We start from the raw sequence: 25,957 nt of genomic DNA, 5'->3' as shown, positions 1-25,957 counted from the left end.
CAGTAAGTCTGAGCAGTTACAAGCCAGGCAGTAATAACTACCTGGCTCCAATCGTCACTTGATACTCTATTTCTTTATATTCATCAATAGACTTCCGTTTTACCGTAACTTTTACAGAATCTCCGGTCTTCGTGTCCTCCAGCCGGTTCTGGAAGTCCCGGATCGTCTGGATCTCCGTGTCCCTGATCTTTGTCAGGATATCACCGTTCTGGATCCCCACGTTGTAGGCAGGTCCATCTGCAATGGAATCTGTTATATATACTCCGCTGGGGATTCCGCTCTCCATCATCACGGAGGTCACATCCTGTCCCCGGATTCCGAAATACGGGGCGGACTGTCCGTTTGTGAGCTTCTGGAGCACGCCCTTGTACTCCGAGATCGGTATCGCCATCGTCTTATCTTCCGTCTGTCCGTTATCACCGGACTGATAAGTGTCGGTTGCCCAGCCCACCAGCTGGCCGGAAAGATTTAAGAGGAATGTTCCCTCGTCTGCATGGCTCTCAAACTCTGTATACAGGATACGCGTCTGACCATCCACTGCCTGGACTCCCTTTGCCACATAGGCAATCAGCCCCTGCTTGACGGAATGGACATGTCCGGAGGGACTTCCCACCGCGAGGACCATGTCCCCGGTACGGACGGAATAGGAGTTTCCGAGTTCCACCGCCTTCATCCAGTTTACGGTCTGCTCTTCAATATCGGAGATCTTCGCGCTGACAACTGCCATCTTGGAGGTGATGTCCTGGGATTTCAGTTCTACTGCCGCCGTGGATCCGTCCCCAAAGGTCACCCGCAGGGAGTCGGCTCCAGCCACCGCGCTTTGTCCTGTCAGAATCAGCGCCTCGCTGGGATTCACCGCGATGATGATTCCCGCATACTGTCCTGTCGTCTCAATAGGGTTATCAAACCAGTCCACGTCGTTTTTCACTGCGGAAACTGTCACGATACTCTTCTCGGATTCCAGGTAGATGTTCCGGAACGCGTCGTTTAACTCGGTGAGGTTTTTCGTCGTCCATGGGAACTTTTCCATGGCGTCCCCAACGATCTTATCCACCTCATCCTTCAGATCTTCCGCGCGGATCCCCTCTCCTGTGGTCTCCGCCATGGTCTCCACCGGTGTCGGCTCGCCGGATGGATCCTGGTCCCGTTCGATCGTGATCGGTGCGGAGGTCACCGGCTGCTCTTTACCCAGAAGCTTTTTCGCTGTCGGCAGTGATGCCACAAAGCTCACCGCAGCAACTCCACCGAAAACGGCCGCAAAAAGAACATAGCACAGGATCCGGCCCGCGGCCCTGCGCTTATCGATCGGAGGTTTTACGACCTTTTCCCTCATAAATTTTTTCTCGTTAGGTGTATCTGACATGAAAAAAGTCTCCTTTTCATATCTTACAGCAGCCCTTACTCCTGCTGCTACAGGCAAATATCCATCAAAATACGATTCCATTTGCGGATTCTTTGCGTTTAGCCTATCTTCTTTTCATTATAATTTTTTTCCGCTTATTATGCAACAAAAAAATGGTGTATACAGGTTTCTCCGTACCATTCGATAACCTTTTCCACAGGCTCTTCCTCCCAAATCTGACACCTCCACCGTAAGAAAAAATCTCTATGATATTTAACACGTTTGTGTTATACTTTTTCTGTGCAGGCAGGCATCTTTACTGAAAATCTCCGCATGTTTCATACCGCGGAATGTCTGCGTATTGAAAGGAAAAAAGGATCGACCTATGAATCAGAAAGTATTAAAAACACTTGAATATTATAAAATCATTGAACGACTGACCGACTGCGCGGCATCTGAGCCTGGAAAAAGGATGTGCCGGGAACTGGTTCCCTCCTCAAATTTTGATGAGATCGTTCAGGCCCAGACGGAAACTGCCGATGCGGTGACCCGTGTGCGCCAGAAAGGAAGTCTCTCCTTAGCCGGAGTCCGTGATGTACGGGATTCCTTAAAACGTCTGGAGATCGGCAGCTCCTTAAGCATCACGGAGCTTCTCTCCGTCAGCGGACTTTTGACCTGTGCGGCCCGCGCAAAGAATTATGGACGCCATCCGGAAAATATGGAACTTCCTGATGACTCTCTCGATGAGATGTTCCGCACTCTGGAACCACTGACGAATGTGAACAGTGAGATCACCCGCTGTATTCTCGGTGAGGATGAGATCGCCGATGATGCAAGCCCGGGACTCCACCACGTCCGCCGACAGATGAAGATCACGGCAGATAAAGTCCACACCCAGTTGAACTCCATCCTAAACTCCAGCCGGACCATGCTGCAGGATGCCGTTATCACCATGCGTGACGGACGCTACTGTCTCCCGGTCCGCGCCGAGTATAAGAGCCAGTTTGCCGGAATGGTCCATGACCAGTCGGCCACCGGATCCACACTCTTTATCGAGCCGATGGCGATCATCAAGCTAAACAACGAACTCCGTGAACTGGAATTAAAGGAGCAGAAAGAGATCGAGATGATCTTAGCTGCCTTAAGCACCGAGCTCGTCCCGTATATCGAGCCGATCACAACGGATTTTGAAATCCTCACAAAGCTGGATTTCATCTTCGCGAAGGCTGCTCTCTCAAGAATCTATAACTGTTCCATGCCGAAGTTTAACCGAAAAGGTTATATCCATATCAAGGATGGCCGCCATCCGCTCCTTGACCCAAAAAAGGTCGTTCCGATCAATATCTGGATGGGAAGAGATTTCGACCTGCTGATCGTAACAGGACCGAATACCGGCGGTAAGACCGTATCCTTAAAGACGGTCGGTCTGTTTACCCTGATGGGACAATCCGGTCTGCAGATCCCGGCGTTTGACGGATCCGAGCTTTCCGTTTTTGACGAGGTATTCGCGGATATCGGCGATGAGCAGAGCATCGAGCAGAGCTTAAGTACCTTCTCCGCCCACATGACAAATATCGTTAAGATCCTAAATCAGGCAGACAGCCGGTCTCTCTGCCTTTTCGATGAGCTTTGCGCCGGAACGGACCCCACCGAGGGCGCTGCTTTAGCGATCTCTATCCTGTCCTTCCTTCACAATATGAAGTGCCGGACCATGGCGACCACCCACTACAGCGAATTGAAAGTATTCGCCCTGTCAACGCCGGGTGTTGAGAACGCCTGCTGTGAATTTAATGTTGAAACACTGCGTCCGACTTATAAGCTTTTGATCGGTATTCCCGGAAAGAGCAACGCATTCGCGATTTCCAGACAGTTAGGTCTGCCGGATTACATCATCGATGATGCAAAGACCCATCTGGAATCCAATGATGAGGCATTTGAGGACCTGCTTGCGAACTTAGAGCAGAGCCGCGTGACCATCGAAAAAGAGCGTGAGGAAATCGCAAGCTACAAGGAAGAGATCTCCCGTTTAAAGAAGAATATCGAGCAGAAGGAAGAGCGGCTTGATGAGCGGAAGGAAAAGCTCTTAAAGAACGCCAACGAGGAAGCCCAGCGGATCTTACGCGAGGCGAAAGAGACCGCGGACCAGACGATCCGAAATATCAACAAGCTTGCCGCAAGCTCCGGTGTCGGAAAAGAGCTGGAAGCTGAGAGAACAAAGCTCCGCGAAAAGCTGGATAAAGTCGATAAAAGCTTAAGTCTGAAGAACAATAAGGGGCCGAAAAAGACGATCTCACCGAAGAAATTAAAGATCGGTGACGGTGTTAAAGTCCTCACAATGAACTTAAAGGGAACAGTCAGCACACTGCCGAACGCAAAAGGCGATCTCTATGTGCAGATGGGAATCCTGCGCTCCCTTGTAAATATCAAAGATCTGGAACTTTTAGACGAGGCGTCCGTATCCGGACCGGGCCTCGATCCGGCTGCCCTGAAGCGGAACAACACCGGAAGCGGAAAGATCAAAATGGCAAAATCCTTCTCCGTCTCCCCGGAGGTCAATCTCATCGGAATGACAACGGACGAGGCGATGCCTGTTCTTGACAAGTATCTGGATGATGCTTATCTCGCCCATCTTCCGCAGGTCCGCGTTGTGCATGGGCGCGGAACAGGAGCGCTGCGGGCTGCGGTTCATAAGCATTTGAAGAAGCTTAAATATGTGAAGGAATTCCGACTTGGTGAGTTTGGGGAAGGCGATACGGGAGTTACGATCGTAACCTTCAAGTAACTTTCAATTAGGAACTGCGTCGGATTTTGTCTGAACAGTACTATTTTAAAGTTATGTTAACCGCAAAGGTTTCAATTTTACCCATCATCCTATAGGAAATAGAAACCTGCCCTGATTTACAGGCAAAAAACGAAATTTTTACGATAAATTTTAGAAGGAGGAGACCTCCATGGTCGATAAACAGAGAATTCTCATCGTCGACGATGACGAGAATATTGCAGAGTTAATTTCCCTGTACCTGATGAAAGAATGTTATGATACAAAGATCGTCGGGGACGGAGAATCCGCATTGAAGGAGGTTCCGGTCTTTAAGCCGAACCTGATCCTTCTCGACCTGATGCTGCCGGGCATGGATGGCTATCAGGTCTGCCGGGAGATCCGCACGACCTCTCAGGTACCGATCATCATGCTGTCCGCAAAGGGCGAGGTCTTCGACAAAGTTTTAGGTCTGGAACTCGGTGCCGATGACTATATGATCAAGCCCTTCGATTCAAAAGAACTTGTCGCCAGAGTCAAGGCTGTTCTCCGCCGCTATCAGGCGGCCCCGGTCAGTATGTCCGCTGCGACAAAACAGCAGGGAGAATATGTGGAGTATCCGAATCTCATCGTCAACCTGACGAACTATTCCGTCCTCTACAAAGGTCACTCTGTGGATATGCCGCCGAAGGAGCTGGAACTTTTATACTTCCTTGCCTCCTCTCCGAATCAGGTCTTTACCCGAGAACAGCTGTTGGATCATATCTGGGGCTATGAGTATATCGGTGATACCCGGACTGTTGATGTCCACATCAAACGTCTTCGCGAGAAGATCCGCGACGACGAGAACTGGGCGCTGTCCACCGTCTGGGGAATCGGCTATAAATTCGAGGTAAGACGATGACCCGTTCTCTTTATACCAAGTTTCTTCTCGGATATCTGGTGTTTGGTCTTCTCGGTTTCATTTTCATCGCGACCATGTCCTCGGAGATCACCTACCAGTATCTCTTAGAAGAAAAGTCTGAATCGCTCTACGATGAGGCGAATCTTCTCGCCTCCACCTACAGCGATATCTATCAGGGCAAAAATATCAGTCTGTCCACGGCAAACCCGCAGCTGCAGGCCGTTGCCACCTACTTAAAGGCACAGGCCTGGGTCATCAACCAGAAAGGCAGCGTCGTTGCGGAGACTGCCCCAGCCTCCCATATCGGCACCGCCATCGATGGTTTTGATCCCACCGTGGCGGGAAACCGCTCGTATATGACCGGCAGATTTTTCGGCATGTTTGATAAGGAGATGCTGTCCGTCATTGCGCCGATCACGGGCAACTTCAATACATATGGTTATGTAGTGATCCATATGCCCATCGAACAGATCGTACATGGGAAAGACCGGATCCTGAACATTGTATACATTACAGCGCTGGTGGTTTTCACCCTCTCCCTGATCATTCTTCTCGTGTTCACAAAGACTGTATATGTCCCGTTAAAAAAGATCACTGCGGGCGCGAAGGAATACGCGGCGGGAAATTTAAGTCATACGATCAAGGTAAATTCTGCCGATGAGATGGGGTATCTTGCCAACACCTTAAATTATATGTCCAGTGAATTAAATAAGATGGAGGAATATCAGCATTCCTTTATCGCCAACGTCTCCCACGACTTCCGCTCCCCGCTGACATCCATCAAGGGGTATCTGGAAGCGATTAAAGACGGAACGATCCCACCGGAATTATACGATAAGTATCTCGGTATCCTGATCTCTGAGACAGAGCGTTTAAACAAACTCACTCAGGGCATGCTGACGCTGAACTCTCTCGACAGCAAGGGATTCCTGACACGGAGCAACTTCGATATCAATCGTGTTATTAAAGATACCGCAGCAACCTTCGAGGGAACCTGCAATGCAAAGGATATCGTTCTCGATCTCACCTTCGCTGCGGATATCCAGATGGTGTATGCAGACCTCGGTAAGATCCAGCAGGTGCTCTACAATCTGATCGACAACGCCATCAAATTCAGCCGTGAGAACTCTGTGATCTATATCCAGACTTCGCTGAAGTACGAGAAAGTCTTTATTTCCGTGAAAGATACGGGAATCGGTATTCCGAAAGAGAGTATCAAGAAGATCTGGGACCGGTTCTATAAGTCGGATCTCTCCAGAGGTAAGGATAAGAAGGGAACAGGACTCGGTCTGGCAATCGTAAAAGAGATCATACAGGCACATGGGGAAAATATTGATGTGATCAGCACCCAGGGGGTCGGGTCGGAATTTATCTTTACGCTGCCGAAGGCGACGGCACTGTAATACAGCCAAACATCCGGACACAGAAATATCTATTCTGTGTCCGTTTTTTGTTGCTCGCCCCTCGCGCGGTCGTTTGCGACAATCTATAATTTCGCACAGTGCACAAAAAATCTCTGTCTGGACGCACCTCGGCGTGTCCGGGCAGAGATTTTTATTTCTGTCGATTCTTCCGTTTTCTTAGATTTCTTTCATCTTCGTCCCGATCGCATGAACAACCACCTTCATGCTTTGTTATTTTTATGATCGGCCGGACATCATATCAAGTCCTGTCATTGCCAGCACTTTTACTGCTGCAGTGAGAGCACGTTTTCCTGCTTCTCCGCCTGCAGCGTCCGCAAATGCTGCTGTATGGGTTCCCAAGCCTTCGCCCACACCGATATAAAACTGAGCAGCCGGAAGTGCCTGAGTCACATTTCCCACATCCGTGGAACCGATTCCCTGAGTCAGATCACGGGGGATATGATGTTCTCCAATGAAATCCATGTTCTTTTCCACTGCTGTCACAAGTTCCCTGTTGTTGCGGACATCTTTTATCAGATAGCCATTCTGCTGAATTTCCACATCTACACCGGCGCAGATGGCTGCGCCTTTCGCGCACCGGTCTATCACGGAGATCACATCTTTCAGATACTCCGCATCCAGCGCCCTGATATTAAATTTGCAGACTGCTCTCTCCGGAACAATATTCACAACGGTTCCGCCTTCCACGATAATTCCGTGAACCCTCGTATAATCCTTAAAATGAAGTCTCTGGGAATCTACCGCATGGAACATCTGGAGAACTCCGTTTAACGCACTTGCCCCCATCCACGGACATGCTGCGGTATGTGCTGGTTTTCCTGTGAAGGTATAGGTCTTATTTACGGCTGCAAATGAGATATCATCTGCCATGGACATATCACTCGGATGCATGATCAGCGCCATATCCACACCATCGAAAATTCCTTCGTCCAGCATCGTGATCTTTCCGCTTCCGTTTTCCTCGGCCGGTGTTCCAAGAACCTTCAGGGTTCCGCCGATCCCGTATCTTTCCATGATCTCTTTTAATATCACACCGGCTCCGGCTCCGCTGGTGCCAATCAGATTGTGACCGCATGCATGTCCAATTTCAGGAAGAGCGTCGTACTCGCACATAAAGGCAAAGGTCATTCCTGGCTTTCCGCTCCGGTATTCTGCCACAAATGCGGTCTCCAGAGAGCCGGCTCCCCTCTGTACTTTAAAGCCATGCTTTTCCAGCAACCCGCACAGCTGATCCTGCGCCAGCATTTCATGGTATGCCAGCTCCGGATGAGCAAATATGTATGCACTGACCGCCTCAAACTCATCCCGGTATTTCTCCGCCAATGTTTCAATCTCGTGCTTTACCTGTGTAAGCTCCATTGTCATTTCCTCCTGTTATTCCCGACATTATATCCATTATTATACCGCGGTTGCTCCTGATTTCTCAAGCACTGATCACATAAATTTCCCACTCTGGCACAGATGGGAACCTTCCTTTTCGTCCATTGAATCCCCCTGCGTTTCATGATAAAATATAATTATCTGACCAATCATTTCTAACTGCTCGAGAGGAGGACACAACTATGAATTCTATTTCTATCACCTGGAATGGTCATTCCTGTTTCACCGTTGAAAAAGATGGATTTTCCATTGTTTTTGATCCATATGGCCCAAATACGGTACCGGGACTCGCTCCGCTTTCCCTCACCGCAGACATGATACTCTGCAGCCACGAACATGGTGACCACGGTTACACGGACGCAGTGACCTTAAAGCACAGCGGGACAAAGAACCCGTTTTCCATCACGAAGATCGACACCTGGCATGACCCGGAACAGGGAGCCCTCCGTGGACCGAACCGGATCCACATTTTAGAATCAGATGGACTTAAAATTGCCCATATGGGTGACATCGGATGTCCTCTTACCAGAGAACAAAAGGATCTGTTAAAGCATCTCGACGCGATCCTGATCCCTGTGGGCGGTTATTATACGATCGATGCGGTCCAGGCGAAGGCTGTGGTGGATGACCTCGCGCCCCGCGTTGTGATCCCGATGCACTACCGCTCTGACCATTTCGGCTATCCGGTGATCGGACGTCTTGAGGAATTTACAGGACTCTGCCGGAATGTGGTGGAGTACGACTCCAACACACTGGTGCTGACGGCTGAGACGAGACCGCAGACGGCGGTTTTGAAGCTGAAATAACCAGATAAGTTCCATTTTTGCTGCAGTTTTCCGTGATGATCCGACCGGCGGTGTAAAAATACAGCTGTCATGTCCGGTCAAATACAGAGTTTAACTGCAGCAATTTTTATGTCCTTTTCCCGGCGCTGGAGAGTACTATAATTTTATAACTTTAAGTTATGTGCCATATCAATACGTGCCATTTTATTTATGCCTGATCCTATGTTATAATAAAGAAATGAAAGAATTCATGAACTGTTACGGCGGCTGACGGTCTAGATCTTCGCAGCTGTCTTTTAATATTTCTTAGATAAGAAAGGAACATATAAAGTCATGGCAGAAGGAACGATCTTTAAATTTCATAATGACCTTGATACCGATCAGATCATTGCATCCCAATATCTGCTCTTACCGAATCTGGAAGAGATGAAAGAGCACACATTCGAGTCTCTCGACCCGGATTTCCCGAAAAAAGTAAAACCAGGCGACTTTGTTGTCGGCGGTGAGAATTTCGGCTGCGGTTCTTCCAGAGAACAGGCTCCGGGCGTTTTAAAAGCACTCGGCGTACAGGCTGTCGTTGCGAAATCTTTCGCAAGGATCTTCTATAGAAATGCGATCAATATCGGACTTCCGGTTATCGTCTGTAAAGACCTGCCGGATGATGTAAAGACCGGCGATACCATGGAACTTTCCATGTCTGACGGAACTGCTCATGCAAATGGAAAGACATATTCCTGCACAAAGCTGCCGGAATACATGCAGAACATCTTAAATCAGGGCGGACTGATCGCTTCTTTAAACCGTGAGGAGGAGTAGGACAATGGGAATGACAATCGCAGAAAAGATCATCGCGGCGGCAGCCGGCGTTGAGAGCGTAAAACCGGGAGATATCCATACCGTAACATTAGACCGTATGATGAGCAACGACGGAACCACACATCTGACCGTTGACATGTACCGCAATAAATTAAAACATCCGCATATCGCGGACACAAAAAAAATGGTATTCATTGTAGACCACAATGTCCCGTCTGACTGTCCGAAGACAGCGGCGTCCCAGAAGAAGATGCGCGACTTCGCGAAGGAAAACAACATCGATTTCTGGGAAGGAAAGGGCGTCTGCCACCAGATCATGATGGAGAATTACGTCTGCCCGGGTGAACTGATCTTCGGCGCTGACAGCCACACATGTTCCTACGGCGCTCTCGGCGCCTTCGGTACCGGAGTTGGATGTACCGACCTCCTCTACGGCATGGTGACAGGGAAATCCTGGGTTCTTGTTCCGGAGACTGTAAAATTCAACCTCGTCGGAAAGCTGCCGGAAGGCGTTTACGCGAGAGACCTGATCTTAACCATCATCGGCACCATCGGCGCAAACGGCTGCAACTACCAGGTTATGGAGTTCACCGGCGAAGGCGCTAAGACATTAAGCATCAGCGAGCGTATGGTCCTTTGCAACATGGCTGTCGAGGCAGGTGCCAAGACCGGTATCTTCGAGCCGGACGAGAAAGCCATCGAATACCTGGAAGCTCACGGAAGAAAGCCCAAGGCACTCTTCACAAGCGACCCGGACGCAGTCTACGCAAGAGAATATACCTTTGACCTCTCCAAGATCCGTCCGGTAGTGGCAAAACCAGACTTCGTTGATAACCTGGTTCCGGCTGAGGAAGTCCGCGGTGTGAAGATCGACGAGGCATTCTTAGGTTCCTGCAACAACGGACGTATCGAGGACCTGAGAGTCGGCGCTTCCATCTTAAAGGGCAGACATGTTGCAGAAAAGGTTCGTTTCCTTGTCGTTCCGGCAAGTCAGACCGTTTATCTTCAGGCATTGAAGGAAGGGCTGATCGACACCTTTATTGAGGGCGGCGCGATCGTCATGAACCCGAACTGCAGCGTATGCTGGGGAAGCTGCCAGGGCGTGATCGGCGAGAACGAAGTCCTGATCAGCACCGGTACGAGAAACTTTAAGGGCCGCGCAGGTCATCCGAGCTCCAAGGTATATCTTGGATCCGCAGTGACGGTTACGGCGTCTGCTATTAAGGGCGAAATTGCATTAGCAAGTGATTTATAATCTGCACCGATTTGTAAAGACTATTTTCACTTCTGCCTGTACTTTTATACAGGCAGAAGTGTCGTTCCACCAGTAATGCCCCTATACATAGAATAAATGTAACTATTCAGTACCTTCATAGTTACGTGCAAAAATCCATTCCTGATCAGCTTCGCTGATGGGATTTTTGCCTTCCAGCCTATGTTTTCTTACGGTCAGCGCAGCAAGTGCGCAGACCTACTGAACAGTTACGGATAAATTACTTATTGGTATTTGCCAGAATGATACGGCAATATGCATTTTTGAATATGATCACTATATTTGTATAGAAATCGAGGATATTTACATGGAAAAAATGACTGGAAAGGTCTGGGTCCTGGGCGATGACATCGACACCGACATCATCATCCCGACCGAGTACCTTGCATTAAAAACCATTGACGATATGAAACAGTACGGATTCAGTCCGCTCCGCCCGGAGCTTGCAGGACAGATCAAGCCGGGCGATATCATTGTTGCCGGAAAGAACTTCGGCTGCGGCTCTTCCAGGGAACAGGCCCCGGAGATCATCAAAGCGCTGGGAATCCAGTGCGTGATCGCGAAATCCTTCGCGAGGATCTTTTTCCGTAACTCCATCAACAACGGCCTGCTCTTAATCGAACAGCCGACGCTCCACGATGACATCAAAGAGGGCGACACCGTATCTGTTGTGATGAACGAACACATCGACTACAACGGAAAAGAGTACCCGATCGCGTCTCTTCCTGAGAACCTGATGGACATTATCCGCGCTGGCGGCCTTGTAAAAGCCATGCGCAAGCTGAATGGTCTCGATTAAAGGGGGAGAATACAATGGGAAAGACAGTAATTGAGAAAATCGTTGAACATAATACCGGAAAGTCCGTAAAGCCGGGCGATATCGCGATCGTAAATGTGGACCGCGTCATGATCCACGACATTTTTATTCCGTTCGTGGCTGAAAAATTTGAAGAAATGGGCTTTAAAAAGCTGTGGGATCCGGACAAGGTCGTTCTGATCTACGATCACCTCGTTCCGGCAAGCCAGCAGGACGACACGAGACACTTCCGCATCGGAAATGCATTCGCTGAAAAGTACGGCATGACCCACGTTCACAGAAGCGACGGAATTTGCCACCAGTTAATGACTGAAGCCGGATATGTAAAGCCGGGCGATATCGCATTCGGTACCGACAGCCACACAACGACTTACGGCTGCGTCGGCGCATTCTCTTCCGGGATCGGATATACCGAGATGGCAAGTATCTTAGGAACCGGTACCATGTGGATCCGCGTACCGGAAACGATCAAGGTCGTCATCAACGGAAAACTGCCGGAGAATGTGATGTCAAAGGACATTATTCTCCGTCTCATCGGTGATCTCGGCGCAGACGGTGCTACTTACAAGGCGCTGGAATTTTCCGGAAGCGCCGTTGAAAACATGACGGTTGCGAGCCGCATGACGATCTCCAACATGGCGATCGAGGCAGGCGCAAAGTGCGCTCTGTTCACACCGGATGAAAAGACGGCGGAATACTGTGATATTACCTTAAACGACTACCAGAAGAGTCTTTTCGGCGATCCGGACGCAGCTTACTGCCGCGTGATGGAATACAACGCGGAAGATTTCGTTCCGGTCATGGCATGTCCGTCCCAGGTTGACAAGATCCGCAATGTCAGCGAACTTGAAGGCACAGAGATCGACCAGGTATTCATCGGTTCCTGCACAAACGGACGTCTGGAAGATCTGGCTGCTGCCGCCGAAGTTTTAAAGGGCAAACAGGTTGCAAAATTCGTAAAGCTGATCGTAACTCCGGCCAGCCGGAAGATCTACAAGCAGGCGGCTGATCTCGGAATTCTTGAGACTCTCGCCGAAGCGGGCGCAATGATCACCCACCCGGGCTGCGGTCTCTGCTGCGGACGCGCGGGCGGTATCCTGACCGACGGTGAGCGTGTTGTCGCTACCAACAACCGCAACTTCCTTGGACGTATGGGAACATCCAAGGTACAGATCTATCTCGCCTCCCCGAGAACGGCTGCGGCATGCGCAGTGGCCGGTAAGATCGTTTGTCCGGAATAAGCCAGTCAGCACAAACGATAACTACAAAGTAAAAACAGACTCGTCATATCGAATCATAAAAATCCGGTAATCAGGATATCTCGCAATGATACTTTGCGGTTATCTCCGATTACCGGATTTTTTATGTAAGTGTTATATAATCAATTTGAACACTTATGTGCAAAACCTAATAGAGTTTTTAAATGCATTTTCATAAGGTTTTAACCGACAAACCCCTGTACGAAGGTCTTAATAAACCAAATTGTCTGCGGTTGATAAATAATATCAACCAAGAATGCGCCAACGATAGGAACAATCATCATTGCGCGGCGGGACATGCCATAACGCTCATTCACAGCAGTCATGTTCACAATTGCTGATGGAGTAGCACCTAGACCATGGCCGCACAGACCAGCACACATTACAGCTGCATCGTAGTTCTTTCCTAACAGGCGGAATACTACAAAGTAGCTGACAAGAACCATGAATACTACCTGACAGATCAGCACCACCAGAACACCGCCGATCAGACCAGCTAATTCCCACAATTTCAGCGTCATCAGTGCAATAGACAGATACAGTGATAACATAACATCTCCGATTCCATCAACTATCGCAAAATCGAAATTATAAAAATTAAATTTTTCATTAAGGTTGCGAACTATTACCGCTACAAACATTGCGCCCACATAAGTAGGAAAGCTCATTCCGATTCGCTTTCCAATCCAACCGGAAACCATAGTTCCCAGCGCCATGCAAACAAGTAAAGCTGTCACATTCTTTATTACATCCAGGCTGCTCAGCTTTGCTGCTCCGGCTGCGTTTACTGTATTAATATCACTCTCGAAATTTTCAGATGCATCCGGTTTTAAATTGTATTTTACAATTAACCGCCGTCCAACTGGGCCACCTACCATAACAGCACTGATTAATCCAAACGTTGCTGCTGCCGCTCCTACCAGAGGTGCTGCTGTATATCCCATATCCGCGAATGTACTGCCATAAGCAGCCGCTGCACCATGACCACCTACCATGGAAATAGCGCTAGAGAGCAATGCATAAGGAGCCTCCAATCCAACCAGCTTGCCTACACCGATGCCGATCACATTCTGAAAAGCAGAGATAATACCCGCAATCAGCCAGTAAACAATAAGTAACATGCCACCTTTTTTCAGTAAACTGATACTTGCGCCCAATCCAACTGTTGTAAAGAAAGCAAGCATAAATGGCGACTGATACATACTGTCAAACGAAAATGCAAATGTTCCCGTCACATGACCAATAAAAGTGACAAACATAAACAGGAATCCGCCAACAACAGGTGCTGGAATACAATATTTTTCCAAAAATTTAACCTTGCTCTTGATAAAGAAACCGATAAGCAATATCACAGCAGCCATGGCAACTGTCATAATACCATCAGCCTTGATGGTAAAAAGGGAATCAATGACCTCAAACGACATGTGCGCATCCTCCTTTTTTTGTAAAGCAGACAAGTTTTTTATTTTTCACGTGCTTTCGTTGCAAACCCCATCAGATCACAAGTCAGGCGAGCCGCTGTGTAACAGGTAGTGTCACCTTCATCATCATACTGTGGAGCAACTTCTGTCATAGCCATACCAACTACATTGCAGTGGTTCGCAATCGCTTCCAACATCTCAGTTGCTTCATCGTATGTAAATCCACCCAGCATAGGAGATCCTGTACCTTTCGATAACGGATAGTCCATAGCATCAATATCAAAATGGATAAACGTATTACGGCCAGCTTCCAAATTCTTTAAAATTTCTTCAATTCCAACACGACGATAATCCTTAACAGAATATATTTTATCGCCATTTGCACGTGCTTCCTCAAAATCAGCAGGTCCACTGCTTCCTATACCGCGAATGCCCAGATGAATCATTTTTTCCACATATGGCAGTGTGGAATTATTTCGCATAGGTGAACCATTGAAATATGGCTGACCATTCAGCGGTTTTGTCCAATCCAGATGGGAATCAAAATGGATGATGTCCAGTTGGGAATAACAATCTAATCCTTTTACAGCTTGATGACCGACTGAACAGTCACCACCTAAAACGATAGGCATAACCCCCTGCTTTGCCAGAATGCGAACTGCTTCTTCCAAATTTTTATTCGTAGCAGTTAAATCACCCGGAACATAATCACAGTCACCACAATCTACCACGCGCCACAGATCGGTATCCAGATAACTCTTATTACGCTCAGGATCATAGTTGCCGCCCTTTTTCATGCGGAAGCGGGTAGATGCATTGCGGATTCCACGCGGTCCAAGGCGACATCCTGTTTTTCCCTGAATCGCCAGATCAAATGGCGCGCCCAAAATAGCGATATCTGCATTAGCGTGATGAATATCATAGCAGATCGGTACTTTAGCAAAAGTCGCAATACCAGTAGGTGCCATATTTAACGGTGCATCTTGTACAGTAAAAGCATTCATAATAAACCTCCTATTAGTCACAATTTTGAAACGCGTTTTGTTTTTGTGTCTTTCTGATATCATTATATGCTATCTAAGAAATAAGTCAAGGTTTTGTTGTCTATTTTGAAATACAGACACTCACGTGAAACAGTCTGTTTCTATTCTAGTACATATCAGATTGACTTTTTTCAGGCAGTTTACTATAATGAAACTACATTAGTAGTTGTCTAATAAGTCCGCGCCTTTACTGCGCTGACCGCAAAGTGCCACCCCACTCAGAAAATGGACACAGAAAAGGAGTAATCTTTATGGGCGATACGAATTTTATTGAATCCTCCACACCTATGGTAAATTCGGTACTTCATGCCACAAAAATTCTAGATTACTATGCTTCCCAGCGCCGGGAATATTTAAGCCTAACTGAGATCAGCCGCGCGATTGGTCTGCATAAAACAACAGTATACCGTATTTTGCGCACACTGCAGTCTGTAGGCTGGATCGAGCAATCCAGCACCAATGGACAATACCGGTTGGGCAGCGGTATTTTAATGATTGCATCTGCCGTGTCTGTGCACTATACCACACGCCAGCTAATCAGTGAAGAAATGCGCCGCTTGTGTGATTTACACAATGAAACCGTCGTGCTTTCCTCTTTGCGCGGAGATACGGGCATTTGCGTGGATCTTGTAAAAGGACATCATAATTTGGGAATTTCAAGTGAAAACGGTTATATTGTACCTTTAGATTGTGGTGCAACCGGTAAGACTTTGCTGGCTGCACAATCAGATGAATTGGTTGAACGTCTAATTCAAAATTATCCTGGTCTGGAAGAAAAGCTGCGTAATCAAGTAAAAGAAATCCGGCAGCGGGGATATTGTATCTCCGAAGGGGAGGTAGATGAGGGAGTCGCTGCCGTAGCAGTTCCACTTCCTATGCCGGATCATATTTATACACTAACCTACTCCGGACCTGTTGAGCGTTTACGCGGTTTAGATTATATGGTTCTGGTACATTCATTGCAACAGGCAGTTAAAAATATATTATTAAAATGTGATGGAAAAAGAAAGGAAGCTCTTTAAAACCTTTTACTCAGTATATTTTCTAGACAAGCAAAGTCTTGAATCAAACTGTTTCCATTGAAATAAAAATCCGATAATCGGATACTGTACGATTTTACTGGTGCAGTTATCCTGATCATCGGATTTTTCTATATGCGTATAAGATTATTATGCCTTATCTAATTTTTTAAGTGCCTTTTTAAATTGAATTGAAAACAAAATCGCCGTGAATGTCACTGCGATCGCATCCGCGATCGGCTCTGCCATGTAGACGCCCAGCGTTTTATTGCTGACGAACATCGGAACAATGAAGATTAACGGAAGCAGAAGCACAAATTTACGCACAACTGCCACGATGATCGAGCATACCGCATATCCGATGGCAACGAAGGTCATCTGGCAGGCGAGCTGGATTCCAAAGAGGAACATCGCACCGCAGTAGATCCGCAGAGCGCCTGCAGTGAAGGAAACGAGTTCTGGATCGGAGCTGAAGATTCCCGCGAAGGTTGCCGGGAAAAGCTGGACAAAGAGCCAGAACAACGTGGAATAGATCAGGGAGATCACGAGATGGAGCTTGAATGTCTTCTTCATACGGTCGATATTTCTCGCTCCGTAGTTATAGCTCATGATCGGCTGTGCGCCCTGTCCGATTCCCTGAAGCGGCAGCATTGCAAACTGCATCGTACTTGTAAGGATCGTCATGGCACCGACTGCCAGATCTCCGCCGTACTTTAACAGGGAAGAGTTAAAGCATACCGAGATAACACTCTCACTGGACTGCATCACAAATGTGGAAAGTCCCAGCGCAAGACACGGAAAAACGATAGATGGAACCGGCTTTAAATACTCCTTTTTGATCCGTAAGAAGGTCTTCTTTCCGGTCAGGAACGCGAGAACCCATCCGCAGGATACCGCCTGAGAGATGATCGTCGCGAGAGCCGCACCCTTTACGCCCATGCCAAACCCGAAGATAAAGATCGGGTCCAAAATGATGTTGCAGACAGCTCCGATGGTAACCGTCAGCATACTGGTCTTTGAAAATCCCTGGGCCGTGATGAACATGTTCATGCCTAACGTCATCTGGACAAAGATCGTTCCGACAGCGTAAATACTCATGTAATCAACGGCATAGTCGATGGTGTTTTCACTGGCTCCAAAAGTCAAGAGCATAGAGCGGCCAAACAACAGTAAGACTGCTGTCAGGATCGCAGAAATGATGATCTGAACCGTAAAACAGCCGCTGAGAATCTTCTCCGCAGAGTCCATGTCATCTTTTCCCATAAAGATCGACGCTCTCGGCGCACCGCCGGAGCCGACGAGGGCCGCGAAGGCGGAGACCACCATAATGATCGGCAGGCAGACGCCGACACCGGTCAGGGCGAGACTTCCGCTTCCCGGGATATGTCCAATGTAGATCCGGTCAACGATGTTGTACAGCATGTTGACGATCTGTGCAATGACAGATGGAACGGCAAGCTTGAAAAGAAGCTTTCCGATCGGCTCTGTCCCAAGAAATTCTTTACTGTTGTTCATGCAGTTTTCCTTCTTTCCTGTAATCTGAAATGTTTGAATTGATCCGGTTCATAAGTTCGAACAGCATCCGGTGCTCTTCCGGGGAGAATCCGCGGCAGATGATCTCAGCAGCCCGTTTCTGGACGTTTTTTCCATCAGAGACCATCGGCGCAGCAGCGTCTGTAAGTTTCAGATGGATCGTCCTCCGGTCCGTCCCATAATATTCCCCTGTGAGCAGTCCGCGCTCTTCTAATGAGCGGACAGACATGGAAACATGGGACTTTGTAAAAGCCCGCTTCTTGATAATCCGGGCGGCGGTGTCGCACTCCGGATTGTTGGCGAGAAACAGCAGAATATTGAATTCCATCTGGGTCAGCCCGTATTTTTTGCAGACCGGATCAATGAGCCCCGTATAGAAATCCCGGCTGTCCGCCATAAAATCAACAAATTTCATGTGTATCACCTCTGGTTCAAAAGTGAACTGTTCTATTTAGAACTATATTAGTATACAGGACTATTCTTAAAAAGTCAAGAGCAGCGGCAGTTCTAAGCATTCTAATCCTATCCAGGTGCCATATCCAGATCTCGTTCTTCACATGATGTCCTTACCTGCACTACAGATTTTATAAAAAAGAGGTGCCTTGGCTGCATATTCCCCAGGTCGACCGGAATTTGCACCCTGGCACATTCGCGCAGTCGCTTGCGACAATCTACATCTTCGCGCAAGTGCGCATCATTGGCACGTTAGTGCCTTTTGTGTGACAGGGAATTCTTCGGAATTTCCTATTACATCAAAAAGATCCGACAATCAAGTTGTCTTACAGAATCAAAAATTCCCGTAAAACAACCCAACTGCCGGATCTTTTCTATATATAGCTTTATATTCTAATTAAACTTCATCGAGATTCCCCGGCTCACCAGATCATGCCAGACGATCTCCCCTGTTTCCAGAGACTTTTTCACATCGATAATCCTCTGGTTCTCCGAACCGCGGAATGCCAGTGCCACGCTGTAAAGTTCCTGAACAAACTCGCCGTCCACGAGGACATCGATCAGGCTTAACATCTCATCCGTACACTCACATCTCGCCCGGCTCTCACCGAGAAGCTCTTTATCGAAAAGATAACCGGTATAGCACCAGATATTTTTCTTTGGGAATCTCTCGCGCACTTTCTTTAAGAACGGAAGAAGTACCCGCTGGTTCTCCGGCTCAAAGGGTTCTCCACCGAGAAGCGATAATCCATCCACAAAATCCGGCTCCAGCGCCTTTAATAACATTTCTTCCGTCTCTTCCGTAAACGGCTTTCCGTATCCGAAATCCCACGCCACATCATTAAAGCAATTTTTACAGTGATGTGTACAGCCGGACACAAAGAGGGACACGCGGACTCCCTCACCGTTTGCAATATCACATGTTTTGATCTCTCCGTAATTCATTACAGGTGCAGTACCCTTTCCTTAATTTCCTGCGTTCTGCCCTGATTCCAGAACTGTGTTCCGATGTATCCGCAGGTACGTCTCGCAACGTTGAGCTTGCTCTGGTCACGGTTTCCGCAGTGTGGGCATTCCCATACGAGCTTTCCGTCATCCTCGATGATCCTGATCTCGCCGTCGTAACCGCATACCTGACAGTAATCGCTCTTCGTATTTAACTCCGCGTACATGATATTGTCATAGATGTAGCGGATGACCTGAAGAACAGCCGGGATATTATCCTGCATGTTCGGAACTTCCACGTAGCTGATCGCTCCGCCCGGGGACAGTGCCTGAAATTCAGACTCTAATTTTAACTTACTGAAGGCGTCGATCGGTTCCGTTACATGTACATGGTAGCTGTTTGTGATGTAGTTTCTGTCAGTTACGCCCTTTACGATGCCGAAGCGTCTCTGGAGACTCTTCGCAAAAGAGTAGGTTGTGGACTCCAGCGGGGTTCCGTAGATGCTGTAATCGATATTTTCCGCCTCTTTCCACTTCGCGCAGTAGTCATTTAACTTCTGCATGATCTCAAGACCGAGTTTCTTTCCTTCCGGCTCAGTCAGTTTCTTCTCGATTAAGCTGTATACACACTCCCAGAGGCCTGCATAGCCAAGGGAAAGTGTGGAATATCCGTCATACAGGAGCTTGTCGATGGTCTCACCTTTCTTTAAGCGGGCAAGCGCGCCATACTGCCAGAGGATCGGAGCCGCATCGGATAAGGTTCCTTTTAATCTCTCGTGGCGGCAGCGCATTGCGCGGTGGCAGAGTTCCATTCTCTCATCAAAGATCTCCCAGAACCTGTTCATGTCTTTTCTTGCACTGAGTCCGATATCAACGAGGTTGACCGTTACAACGCCCTGATTGAAGCGGCCATAATACTTGCGCTCGCCTTCCCGGTAGTTTCCTGCATTCGCAAGGTTTCCTTTTACGTAGGAACGGTCCGGAGTCAGGAAGGAACGGCATCCCATACATGTATACACATCGCCCTTTAACTCCCGCATCTTCTTCGCGGAGATATAATCCGGAACCATGCGCTTTGCGGTACATTTTGCCGCAAGCTCTGTTAAATAGTAATACGGCGCATCCGGAGTGATATTGTCCTCATCGAGCACATAGATCAGCTTCGGGAATGCCGGTGTGATCCATACGCCGGCTTCATTTTTAACGCCGAGATATCTCTGTTTTAAGGTCTCCTCGATGATCATCGCAAGGTCTTTTTTCTCCTGCGGATTCTTTGCCTCGTCGAGGTACATGTAAACGGTAACGAACGGTGCCTGTCCGTTTGTGGTAAGGAGTGTTACGACCTGATACTGGATCGTCTGGATTCCCTTCGTGATCTCTCTGCGGAGACGCTCCTCCGTGAGCTTATCGATCTGATCCTCTGTCACAGCAATTCCAAGATCCTTCATCTCGCCGATCACTTCCTGACGGATCTTCACTCTCGATACCTGAACGAACGGAGCGAGATGCGCAAGGCTGATGCTCTGTCCGCCGTACTGGTTGCTGGCAACCTGCGCGATGATCTGGGTCGCGATGTTACAGGCTGTGGAGAAGCTGTGCGGGCGCTCGATCAGTGTCTCGCTGATCACGGTGCCGTTCTGCAGCATATCCTCCAGGTTTACAAGATCGCAGTTGTGCATATGCTGTGCAAAATAGTCGGAGTCATGGAAGTGGATGATTCCCTGCTTATCCGCCTCAACAATATCTTCCGGAAGAAGAAGCCTTCTCGTGAGATCCTTGCTGACCTCTCCAGCCATATAGTCACGCTGTACGCTGTTGACGGTCGGATTCTTGTTGGAGTTTTCCTGCATAACCTCTTCGTTGTTGCACTCGATCAGGGACAGGATCCGGTTGTCCGTCGTATTTGCTTTCCGCACCAGAGAGCGGTCATAGCGGTAGCGCACATAATTTTTTGCGATCGCAAAAGCACCGATCGCCATCAACTGGTTCTCGACCATATCCTGGATCTCTTCTACAGACACAGCACGTCCCAGCTTATTGCACTTATACTCTACATAATCCGCAATATCCGTAAGCTGTTCCGGTGCCAGATAGGCATTTTCTGTGGCGTTGCACGCCTTCTGGACCGCATTTACGATCTTGAGCGTGTCAAAACTTTCCTCCGCTCCGTTTCTTTTGATGATCTTCATCCCTGATTCCCCGTTTCATTTCATTGTGTTGGCAGAATTGTCCGTTTTACGCACAACTGCCGTTGCCTGTTTTTCTCTTCTGTCTATTCTGCTAAAAAACACAGCTGACCTACAGGTCCGCGCATTTACCGGCCGGCCTCAGGCATGTACATTTCAGTTGCTGATAGTTTTCTTGGTTGTATATACAGTTTGTTTTTTTCAGAATTATACAGAAATTTTATCTGATTTAGATATTTTATGATTGATCTGTCGGACCTGCCGCCACGAGTCTCTTAAGGCGGTCATGTCATGTTCCCGCCACGTTATTTTTAGTCACTCACGCGAGAACGATTCTATTATAACTGTATTGTTCCCGGATTGCAAGGAGTACTGCTATATAAATATGATATACCAAAACCATATATATGGTGAAAAATTCATGATTCAAAACTATATCTTGTTGTTTTTTGAATACAATCTACAAGAAGAGGCCCCTCCGGGATCGTCCCGGAAAGCCCTGAAAAGGCATATCCCGCAAGCCATTTTTCTGCCGTTTTAAGCGTCCAGAAAGCCCGCGGGACTGTTTTCTCTGCTCTTCTTACTTAAATATGTCTGCGCCATTCTTCAAGGCGGTAACGCTGTCTTTTCTTTGCGTCCTCCAGTTGTGCCAGCATTTTCGGAATATCTTCGTTAAAAGTTCCCGCAAGCACTACATAGTTGGACGCGTGGTTTGTCCGGAAGATCGTTCCGGGAGAATCTATGTGTGTTAAAAACAGCTCCATTTCCTCCACGATCTCGTCCGGGGTGATAAGCTCCATCTCCCCGCGTTTTACTTCCTCATTCATCTGGGTCCCCTCATAGAGGCGCAATGTCAGGAAGGAGGCATACTCCGGATTCATCTGATTGATCAGCTCCGCCGACTTGATGGCATGTTCCCGGATCCCTTTTCTTCCGCCGAGGCCGGAGATCAGCGTCACAGAGGTCTTGATGCCGCAGCGCTTCAATTTCTGTCCCGCCGCCGCAATCTGGGCCGCCGTCACATCCTTATGGATATGCTCCAGAACGCGGTCATCGCCGGATTCTGCTCCGATATAGACCATCTCGAGTCCTGCTGCCGCTAAGGCTTTTAAATCTTCCTCGGACTTTGCCAGAACATCCTTTGCAGTCCCATAGGAGGTGATCCGTTCCACATACGGGAAATTTTTGTGGACGTAAGCCAGAAGCTCTAAAAGAAGTTCTGTCTTTACCACCAGTGCATCACCGTCCGCAAAGAATACGCGGCTGACATACGGTCCGTAATAATCGCGGCATTCGTCCAGATCCTTCATGATCTCTTCTTTTGTCCGCACTCGGAATTTTTTCACCCGGTACATGTTGCAGAAGGTGCACCGGTTATGGGCACAGCCCACAGTCACCTGAATAATTAAGCTTCTCGCCTCGCTCGGCGGGCGGTATACGGTTCCTTCGTATTCCATATGATCACTTTCCTTTCCAATTAAAATGCCCCAAGTCTGTCCAGCCTGCTCAGAATATCTGCCCGTCTCTCATCAAACAGCAGATTCTTATTGTATTCAAAATATCGTTCACACTCATTTTCCTGTAAGAACCGCACGGCCGGGGCGCTGGAGTTCAGTTCTGTGATAAACACCACCATCTCCTGACTGCTGCCGAAGGTTCCTTCCATGAAATCAAAGGCATACTCCAGTGTCTGTCCGGCATGAGCGCACAGATCCTCAAGTTCTGTCCGTTCGTCACCAAACAGCTCCCGGAACCGGTCGAATATCTCGTCACCACCCGATAAAAGCTCTGCTTTCACAGTCTGAAGGTATCGGTTCATATCCGCTGCGATATCGGCACAGCGATATTTTTCCTGTCTTGTGAGAAGACCGGCTTTCTGTTTCTGCTCGGATGCCGCGGTGAATGCCTCGATCTGATGGGAGAAAATGTTGATCGGAGTCTGCGGCACTGTCTTCATCGTTTCTCCGGCCTCCGTTTTATCTTCCAGACTTCTCTTGAATGCTTTCAGCTCCCCAAACAGCACTTCCAGATAATCCTCTTTCTGCGCATAAGCCTTGAACTCCACATCGAGCTTCGCTAAAATCAGGCTGATGATCGAAATCTTCTCATCAAACGGCGCTTTCGCCGCCTGTTCCATCAGGTGCCCGTCCCGCTTTCCTTCCAGGATCTCGTCGATCTGGTATCTCGCCTGATACTTCTTATATAATTCCAGATAGTTCGCAAAATCTTTCGCGATCCGCGGGTGCTCGATATACTGTACCACAACCTCCCGGTCACAGATAAGATCCACCTTCTCGCAGACCTTCAAAAATCCGGAGAGATCTTCCCACCCACGAGGTGTCGCAAAAATCTTGCCATCCACAGTTGTCTCCACCTGGTAAAAATACTGCGGCTTTGCGGTGAGGAATGACAGGATCGCCGGATGGATATCCGCCTGCTTCGCGTACTCTTTCCAGACCTCAAAATCCGCCTCCACATCGATCTTTTTGATGCGGTCTAAGGTCGCGATATCGAATTCCCGCACGGATTTATTGTATTCCGGCGGGTTTCCTGCTGCCACGATGATCCAGCCATCCGGAATCTTATGATTTCCGAAAGTCTTATACTGCAAAAACTGCAGCATGGCCGGAGCCAGCGTCTCGGAAACGCAGTTGATCTCATCGATGAAGAGAAGTCCCTCGGCGAGTCCTGTGTCTTCGATCTTATTGTAGATCGCCGCGACGATCTCACTCATGGTATATTCCGTCACATGGACATTCTTCCCACTGTAAGTCTTCTCCGAGATAAACGGGAGACCGATGGCACTCTGTCTCGTATGGTGTGTGATCGTGTAGGAGACGAGACCGATCCCGCACTCCCGCGCCACCTGCTCCATGATCTGGGTCTTTCCGATTCCTGGCGGACCGATGAGCAGCACCGGGCGCTGCCGCATGGACGGGATCTCGTATTCCCCGTGTGCGTTCTTCGTCAGATACACCTGTATCGTATTTTTAATTTCCTGTTTTGCACGCTTGATGTTCATATCTTTTTACTCCGGTATAATTTTTACAGTCCGTGAACCAGCCTGTCAAACCTTTTACTTTCCGTAACTGTTCAGTACCCCCACAGTTACGCGCAAAAATCCATTCCAAATCGGCTATGCCGATAGGATTTTTGCCTTCCATTCTAAGTTTTCTTACGGTCAGCGCAGTAAATGCGCAGACCTACTGAACAGTTACTATTTTCCATCTAATATTTTCCCCACATCTTCCATCGACTCCGGGTCCAGAATCACCTTCATCGCCCAGGGCGGAACGTCCGCGTCAGTATAATTATCCCGCATAAACACGAAGGCCGTGTCATATGGCGGCATTTTCACCGGAAATGTCCCATATCCGTCCGTAAAATAGAGAAGTCCCCGCAGCCTGCTGAACTTTCCCGCCTTGATCATCTGGTCCACATGCAGGAATGCCGGGCGGAAATCAGTCCCGCCCATGCCATGAAGCTCCATGTGGTCCATGTAATTCCGAAGGTCTTCCTCGCTCTCGATCTTCACATCCTGCCGTACTTTATCGTCGCACTGCAAAATGTGAATATTGACCTTCTTAAAGAAGCTCTCCGACTGAGCCAGCACCCCGTAGGTCTCTTCCAGGAATTTCTTCACCAGCTCCCCGGAACATGACATCGAAGTGTCGATGACGACCACAAAATCCTCGATCCGCCGGACTTCCTTCGTCTCAAGAGGCTCGATCAACGGCATATTTCCATATAACTGCATGCCGTAATTGTAAAACACATAGTCAAATGCGTCGGGATCGATCTGAACCGTCTCCTTCAGCACCGAAAATTTCCGCAAAAATTTCCGGTAATCGTACCGCTCCCGGTTTTCCACCGCAAGCTGATCCATCAGCTCCCTGGAGTCATCCGCCGCCTCGTTGGAAAACGCCTCCATCTCCGCCTGCATCTTCTCCCGCTTGTCATCCCAATCGTTTTTTCGGTTCCGGTTGGGATTCGGAGATTTCTTCTCGTCCTCTTTCTCCCATCTGGAATGATCGTCCCGGCAGAATTCCCGGCAGAGCCGCTCATATTCGATCTCCGAAAGCTCCATCTCCTGCATAGTGTGATAGATGCTCTCCGCGTTCAGTACCTTGATCTTTTTCCTCAGACGTCCGTAAAATTCCGCCCGCACCGGGGACATCGGCAGATGGACGCACGGCTTGTGGATCCCGTCGATCAGGGACTCCACAGCGATATCGCATGCCAGATTCCAGTATTCCTCTGTCCGCTTTTTTCTCGACCATGGGTGGACAAAGAGACAGTGGAAAGTCTCGTGCAGGATCATGCGGTTTACATAAACAGGATTTCTCCGGTACCAGCCGCAGATGTATCCTGTCTCAAAGGATAATAAGGTTCCGTCCGTTCCGATTCCCTTGATGCTGTTGTCCGCCACCGGGAACAGACCATTTAAGGCCACGTCGAGAAACCGCATGGAAAGATACAGCTCATTCCTCGCGTTCCGTATGATCTCAACGCCGATCGCCGCCAGTTCTTCCAGCGCGCCCTGCTCTCTCAGGATCGGCGACCATGCCGCATCTTCTCTCATGACGATTTCTGACCTCC

20 protein-coding genes are annotated in these 25,957 nt (G+C 48.5%); 9 read left to right on the top strand and 11 right to left on the bottom strand.

What is annotated here, in order from left to right; translation table 11 throughout:
* Positions 1 to 37: 37 nt before the first annotated feature.
* The gene (locus DWY93_RS08165; RefSeq protein WP_181968518.1) at positions 38 to 1,363 is read right to left on the bottom strand and encodes a S1C family serine protease; all 1,326 of its coding nucleotides are present in this window, start codon (positions 1,361 to 1,363) and stop codon (positions 38 to 40) included.
* Between the two features lie 364 nt (positions 1,364 to 1,727).
* Here DWY93_RS08165 and DWY93_RS08160 point away from each other — a divergent pair, with 364 nt between their 5' ends.
* From DWY93_RS08160 to DWY93_RS08150, 3 genes are all read left to right on the top strand, one after another.
* Positions 1,728 to 4,124 carry an endonuclease MutS2 gene (locus DWY93_RS08160; protein WP_117469988.1) on the top strand — a complete coding sequence of 799 codons (2,397 nt, stop codon included), beginning with the start codon at positions 1,728 to 1,730 and terminating at the stop codon, positions 4,122 to 4,124.
* Between the two features lie 169 nt (positions 4,125 to 4,293).
* Positions 4,294 to 5,004, top strand: coding sequence for a response regulator transcription factor (locus DWY93_RS08155; protein WP_015554002.1), 711 nt, complete (start codon positions 4,294 to 4,296; stop codon positions 5,002 to 5,004).
* Positions 5,001 to 6,407 carry a HAMP domain-containing sensor histidine kinase gene (locus DWY93_RS08150; RefSeq protein ID WP_117469987.1) on the top strand — a complete coding sequence of 469 codons (1,407 nt, stop codon included), beginning with the start codon at positions 5,001 to 5,003 and terminating at the stop codon, positions 6,405 to 6,407. The genes DWY93_RS08155 and DWY93_RS08150 overlap by 4 nt, the downstream gene beginning before the upstream one ends.
* 237 nt (positions 6,408 to 6,644) lie before the next feature.
* Here the strand turns inward: DWY93_RS08150 and DWY93_RS08145 are convergent, their stop codons facing one another.
* Entirely contained in the window at positions 6,645 to 7,787 is a 1,143-nt protein-coding gene (locus DWY93_RS08145; protein ID WP_117469986.1) for a M20 family metallopeptidase, read from the bottom strand.
* Positions 7,788 to 7,990: 203 nt separating this feature from the next.
* Between DWY93_RS08145 and DWY93_RS08140 the strand changes: the two genes are divergently transcribed.
* The 5 genes from DWY93_RS08140 to DWY93_RS08120 all read left to right on the top strand — a co-directional run bounded on the left by DWY93_RS08140 (position 7,991) and on the right by DWY93_RS08120 (position 12,740).
* A complete protein-coding gene (locus DWY93_RS08140) occupies positions 7,991 to 8,614 on the top strand; it encodes an MBL fold metallo-hydrolase (RefSeq protein WP_117469985.1) in 624 nt (207 codons plus the stop codon).
* 312 nt (positions 8,615 to 8,926) lie between these two features.
* Positions 8,927 to 9,409: a 3-isopropylmalate dehydratase small subunit gene (gene leuD / locus DWY93_RS08135; RefSeq protein WP_117469984.1), complete on the top strand. Its 483-nt coding sequence runs from the start codon at positions 8,927 to 8,929 to the stop codon at positions 9,407 to 9,409.
* Positions 9,410 to 9,413: 4 nt separating this feature from the next.
* The gene (locus DWY93_RS08130; RefSeq protein ID WP_117469983.1) at positions 9,414 to 10,664 is read left to right on the top strand and encodes a 3-isopropylmalate dehydratase large subunit; all 1,251 of its coding nucleotides are present in this window, start codon (positions 9,414 to 9,416) and stop codon (positions 10,662 to 10,664) included.
* Positions 10,665 to 10,989: 325 nt separating this feature from the next.
* Complete coding sequence (locus DWY93_RS08125) at positions 10,990 to 11,481, top strand: 3-isopropylmalate dehydratase (protein ID WP_117469982.1); 492 nt, start codon at positions 10,990 to 10,992, stop codon at positions 11,479 to 11,481.
* Between the two features lie 14 nt (positions 11,482 to 11,495).
* On the top strand, positions 11,496 to 12,740 hold the full coding sequence (locus DWY93_RS08120) for a 3-isopropylmalate dehydratase large subunit (protein WP_117469981.1): 1,245 nt from the start codon (positions 11,496 to 11,498) through the stop codon (positions 12,738 to 12,740).
* Positions 12,741 to 12,940: 200 nt separating this feature from the next.
* Here the strand turns inward: DWY93_RS08120 and gltS are convergent, their stop codons facing one another.
* Entirely contained in the window at positions 12,941 to 14,182 is a 1,242-nt protein-coding gene (gene gltS, locus DWY93_RS08115) for a sodium/glutamate symporter (protein WP_117469980.1), read from the bottom strand.
* A gap of 38 nt (positions 14,183 to 14,220) precedes the next feature.
* Positions 14,221 to 15,183: an arginase family protein gene (locus DWY93_RS08110; protein ID WP_117469979.1), complete on the bottom strand. Its 963-nt coding sequence runs from the start codon at positions 15,181 to 15,183 to the stop codon at positions 14,221 to 14,223.
* A gap of 290 nt (positions 15,184 to 15,473) precedes the next feature.
* Between DWY93_RS08110 and DWY93_RS08105 the strand changes: the two genes are divergently transcribed.
* On the top strand, positions 15,474 to 16,244 hold the full coding sequence (locus DWY93_RS08105) for an IclR family transcriptional regulator (RefSeq protein WP_199537912.1): 771 nt from the start codon (positions 15,474 to 15,476) through the stop codon (positions 16,242 to 16,244).
* Between the two features lie 147 nt (positions 16,245 to 16,391).
* Here DWY93_RS08105 and DWY93_RS08100 read toward each other — a convergent pair whose 3' ends face one another.
* The 7 genes from DWY93_RS08100 to DWY93_RS08070 form a co-directional block, all read right to left on the bottom strand.
* Positions 16,392 to 17,756: an MATE family efflux transporter gene (locus tag DWY93_RS08100; protein WP_117469978.1), complete on the bottom strand. Its 1,365-nt coding sequence runs from the start codon at positions 17,754 to 17,756 to the stop codon at positions 16,392 to 16,394.
* Entirely contained in the window at positions 17,743 to 18,189 is a 447-nt protein-coding gene (locus DWY93_RS08095) for a MarR family winged helix-turn-helix transcriptional regulator (protein WP_117469977.1), read from the bottom strand. The genes DWY93_RS08100 and DWY93_RS08095 overlap by 14 nt, the downstream gene beginning before the upstream one ends.
* Positions 18,190 to 18,620: 431 nt before the next feature.
* On the bottom strand, positions 18,621 to 19,172 hold the full coding sequence (nrdG, locus tag DWY93_RS08090; protein WP_117469976.1) for an anaerobic ribonucleoside-triphosphate reductase activating protein: 552 nt from the start codon (positions 19,170 to 19,172) through the stop codon (positions 18,621 to 18,623).
* Positions 19,172 to 21,361, bottom strand: a complete 2,190-nt coding sequence (nrdD, locus tag DWY93_RS08085; protein WP_117469975.1) for an anaerobic ribonucleoside-triphosphate reductase — start codon at positions 21,359 to 21,361, stop codon at positions 19,172 to 19,174. Before nrdD ends, nrdG begins: the two co-directional genes overlap by 1 nt.
* 581 nt (positions 21,362 to 21,942) lie before the next feature.
* Complete coding sequence (locus DWY93_RS08080) at positions 21,943 to 22,815, bottom strand: radical SAM protein (protein ID WP_117469974.1); 873 nt, start codon at positions 22,813 to 22,815, stop codon at positions 21,943 to 21,945.
* A gap of 20 nt (positions 22,816 to 22,835) precedes the next feature.
* Positions 22,836 to 24,380 carry a MoxR family ATPase gene (locus tag DWY93_RS08075; RefSeq protein WP_117472184.1) on the bottom strand — a complete coding sequence of 515 codons (1,545 nt, stop codon included), beginning with the start codon at positions 24,378 to 24,380 and terminating at the stop codon, positions 22,836 to 22,838.
* Between the two features lie 195 nt (positions 24,381 to 24,575).
* Positions 24,576 to 25,940, bottom strand: a complete 1,365-nt coding sequence (locus DWY93_RS08070) for a VWA-like domain-containing protein (protein WP_117469972.1) — start codon at positions 25,938 to 25,940, stop codon at positions 24,576 to 24,578.
* Positions 25,941 to 25,957: the final 17 nt, after the last annotated feature.

The organism is Clostridium sp. AF28-12 (assembly GCF_003435225.1).
Lineage (GTDB): Bacteria > Bacillota > Clostridia > Lachnospirales > Lachnospiraceae > Pilosibacter > Pilosibacter fragilis.
The sequence above is the reverse complement of the archived record's forward strand: the minus strand, read 5'-3'. Positions and strand labels throughout refer to the sequence as shown.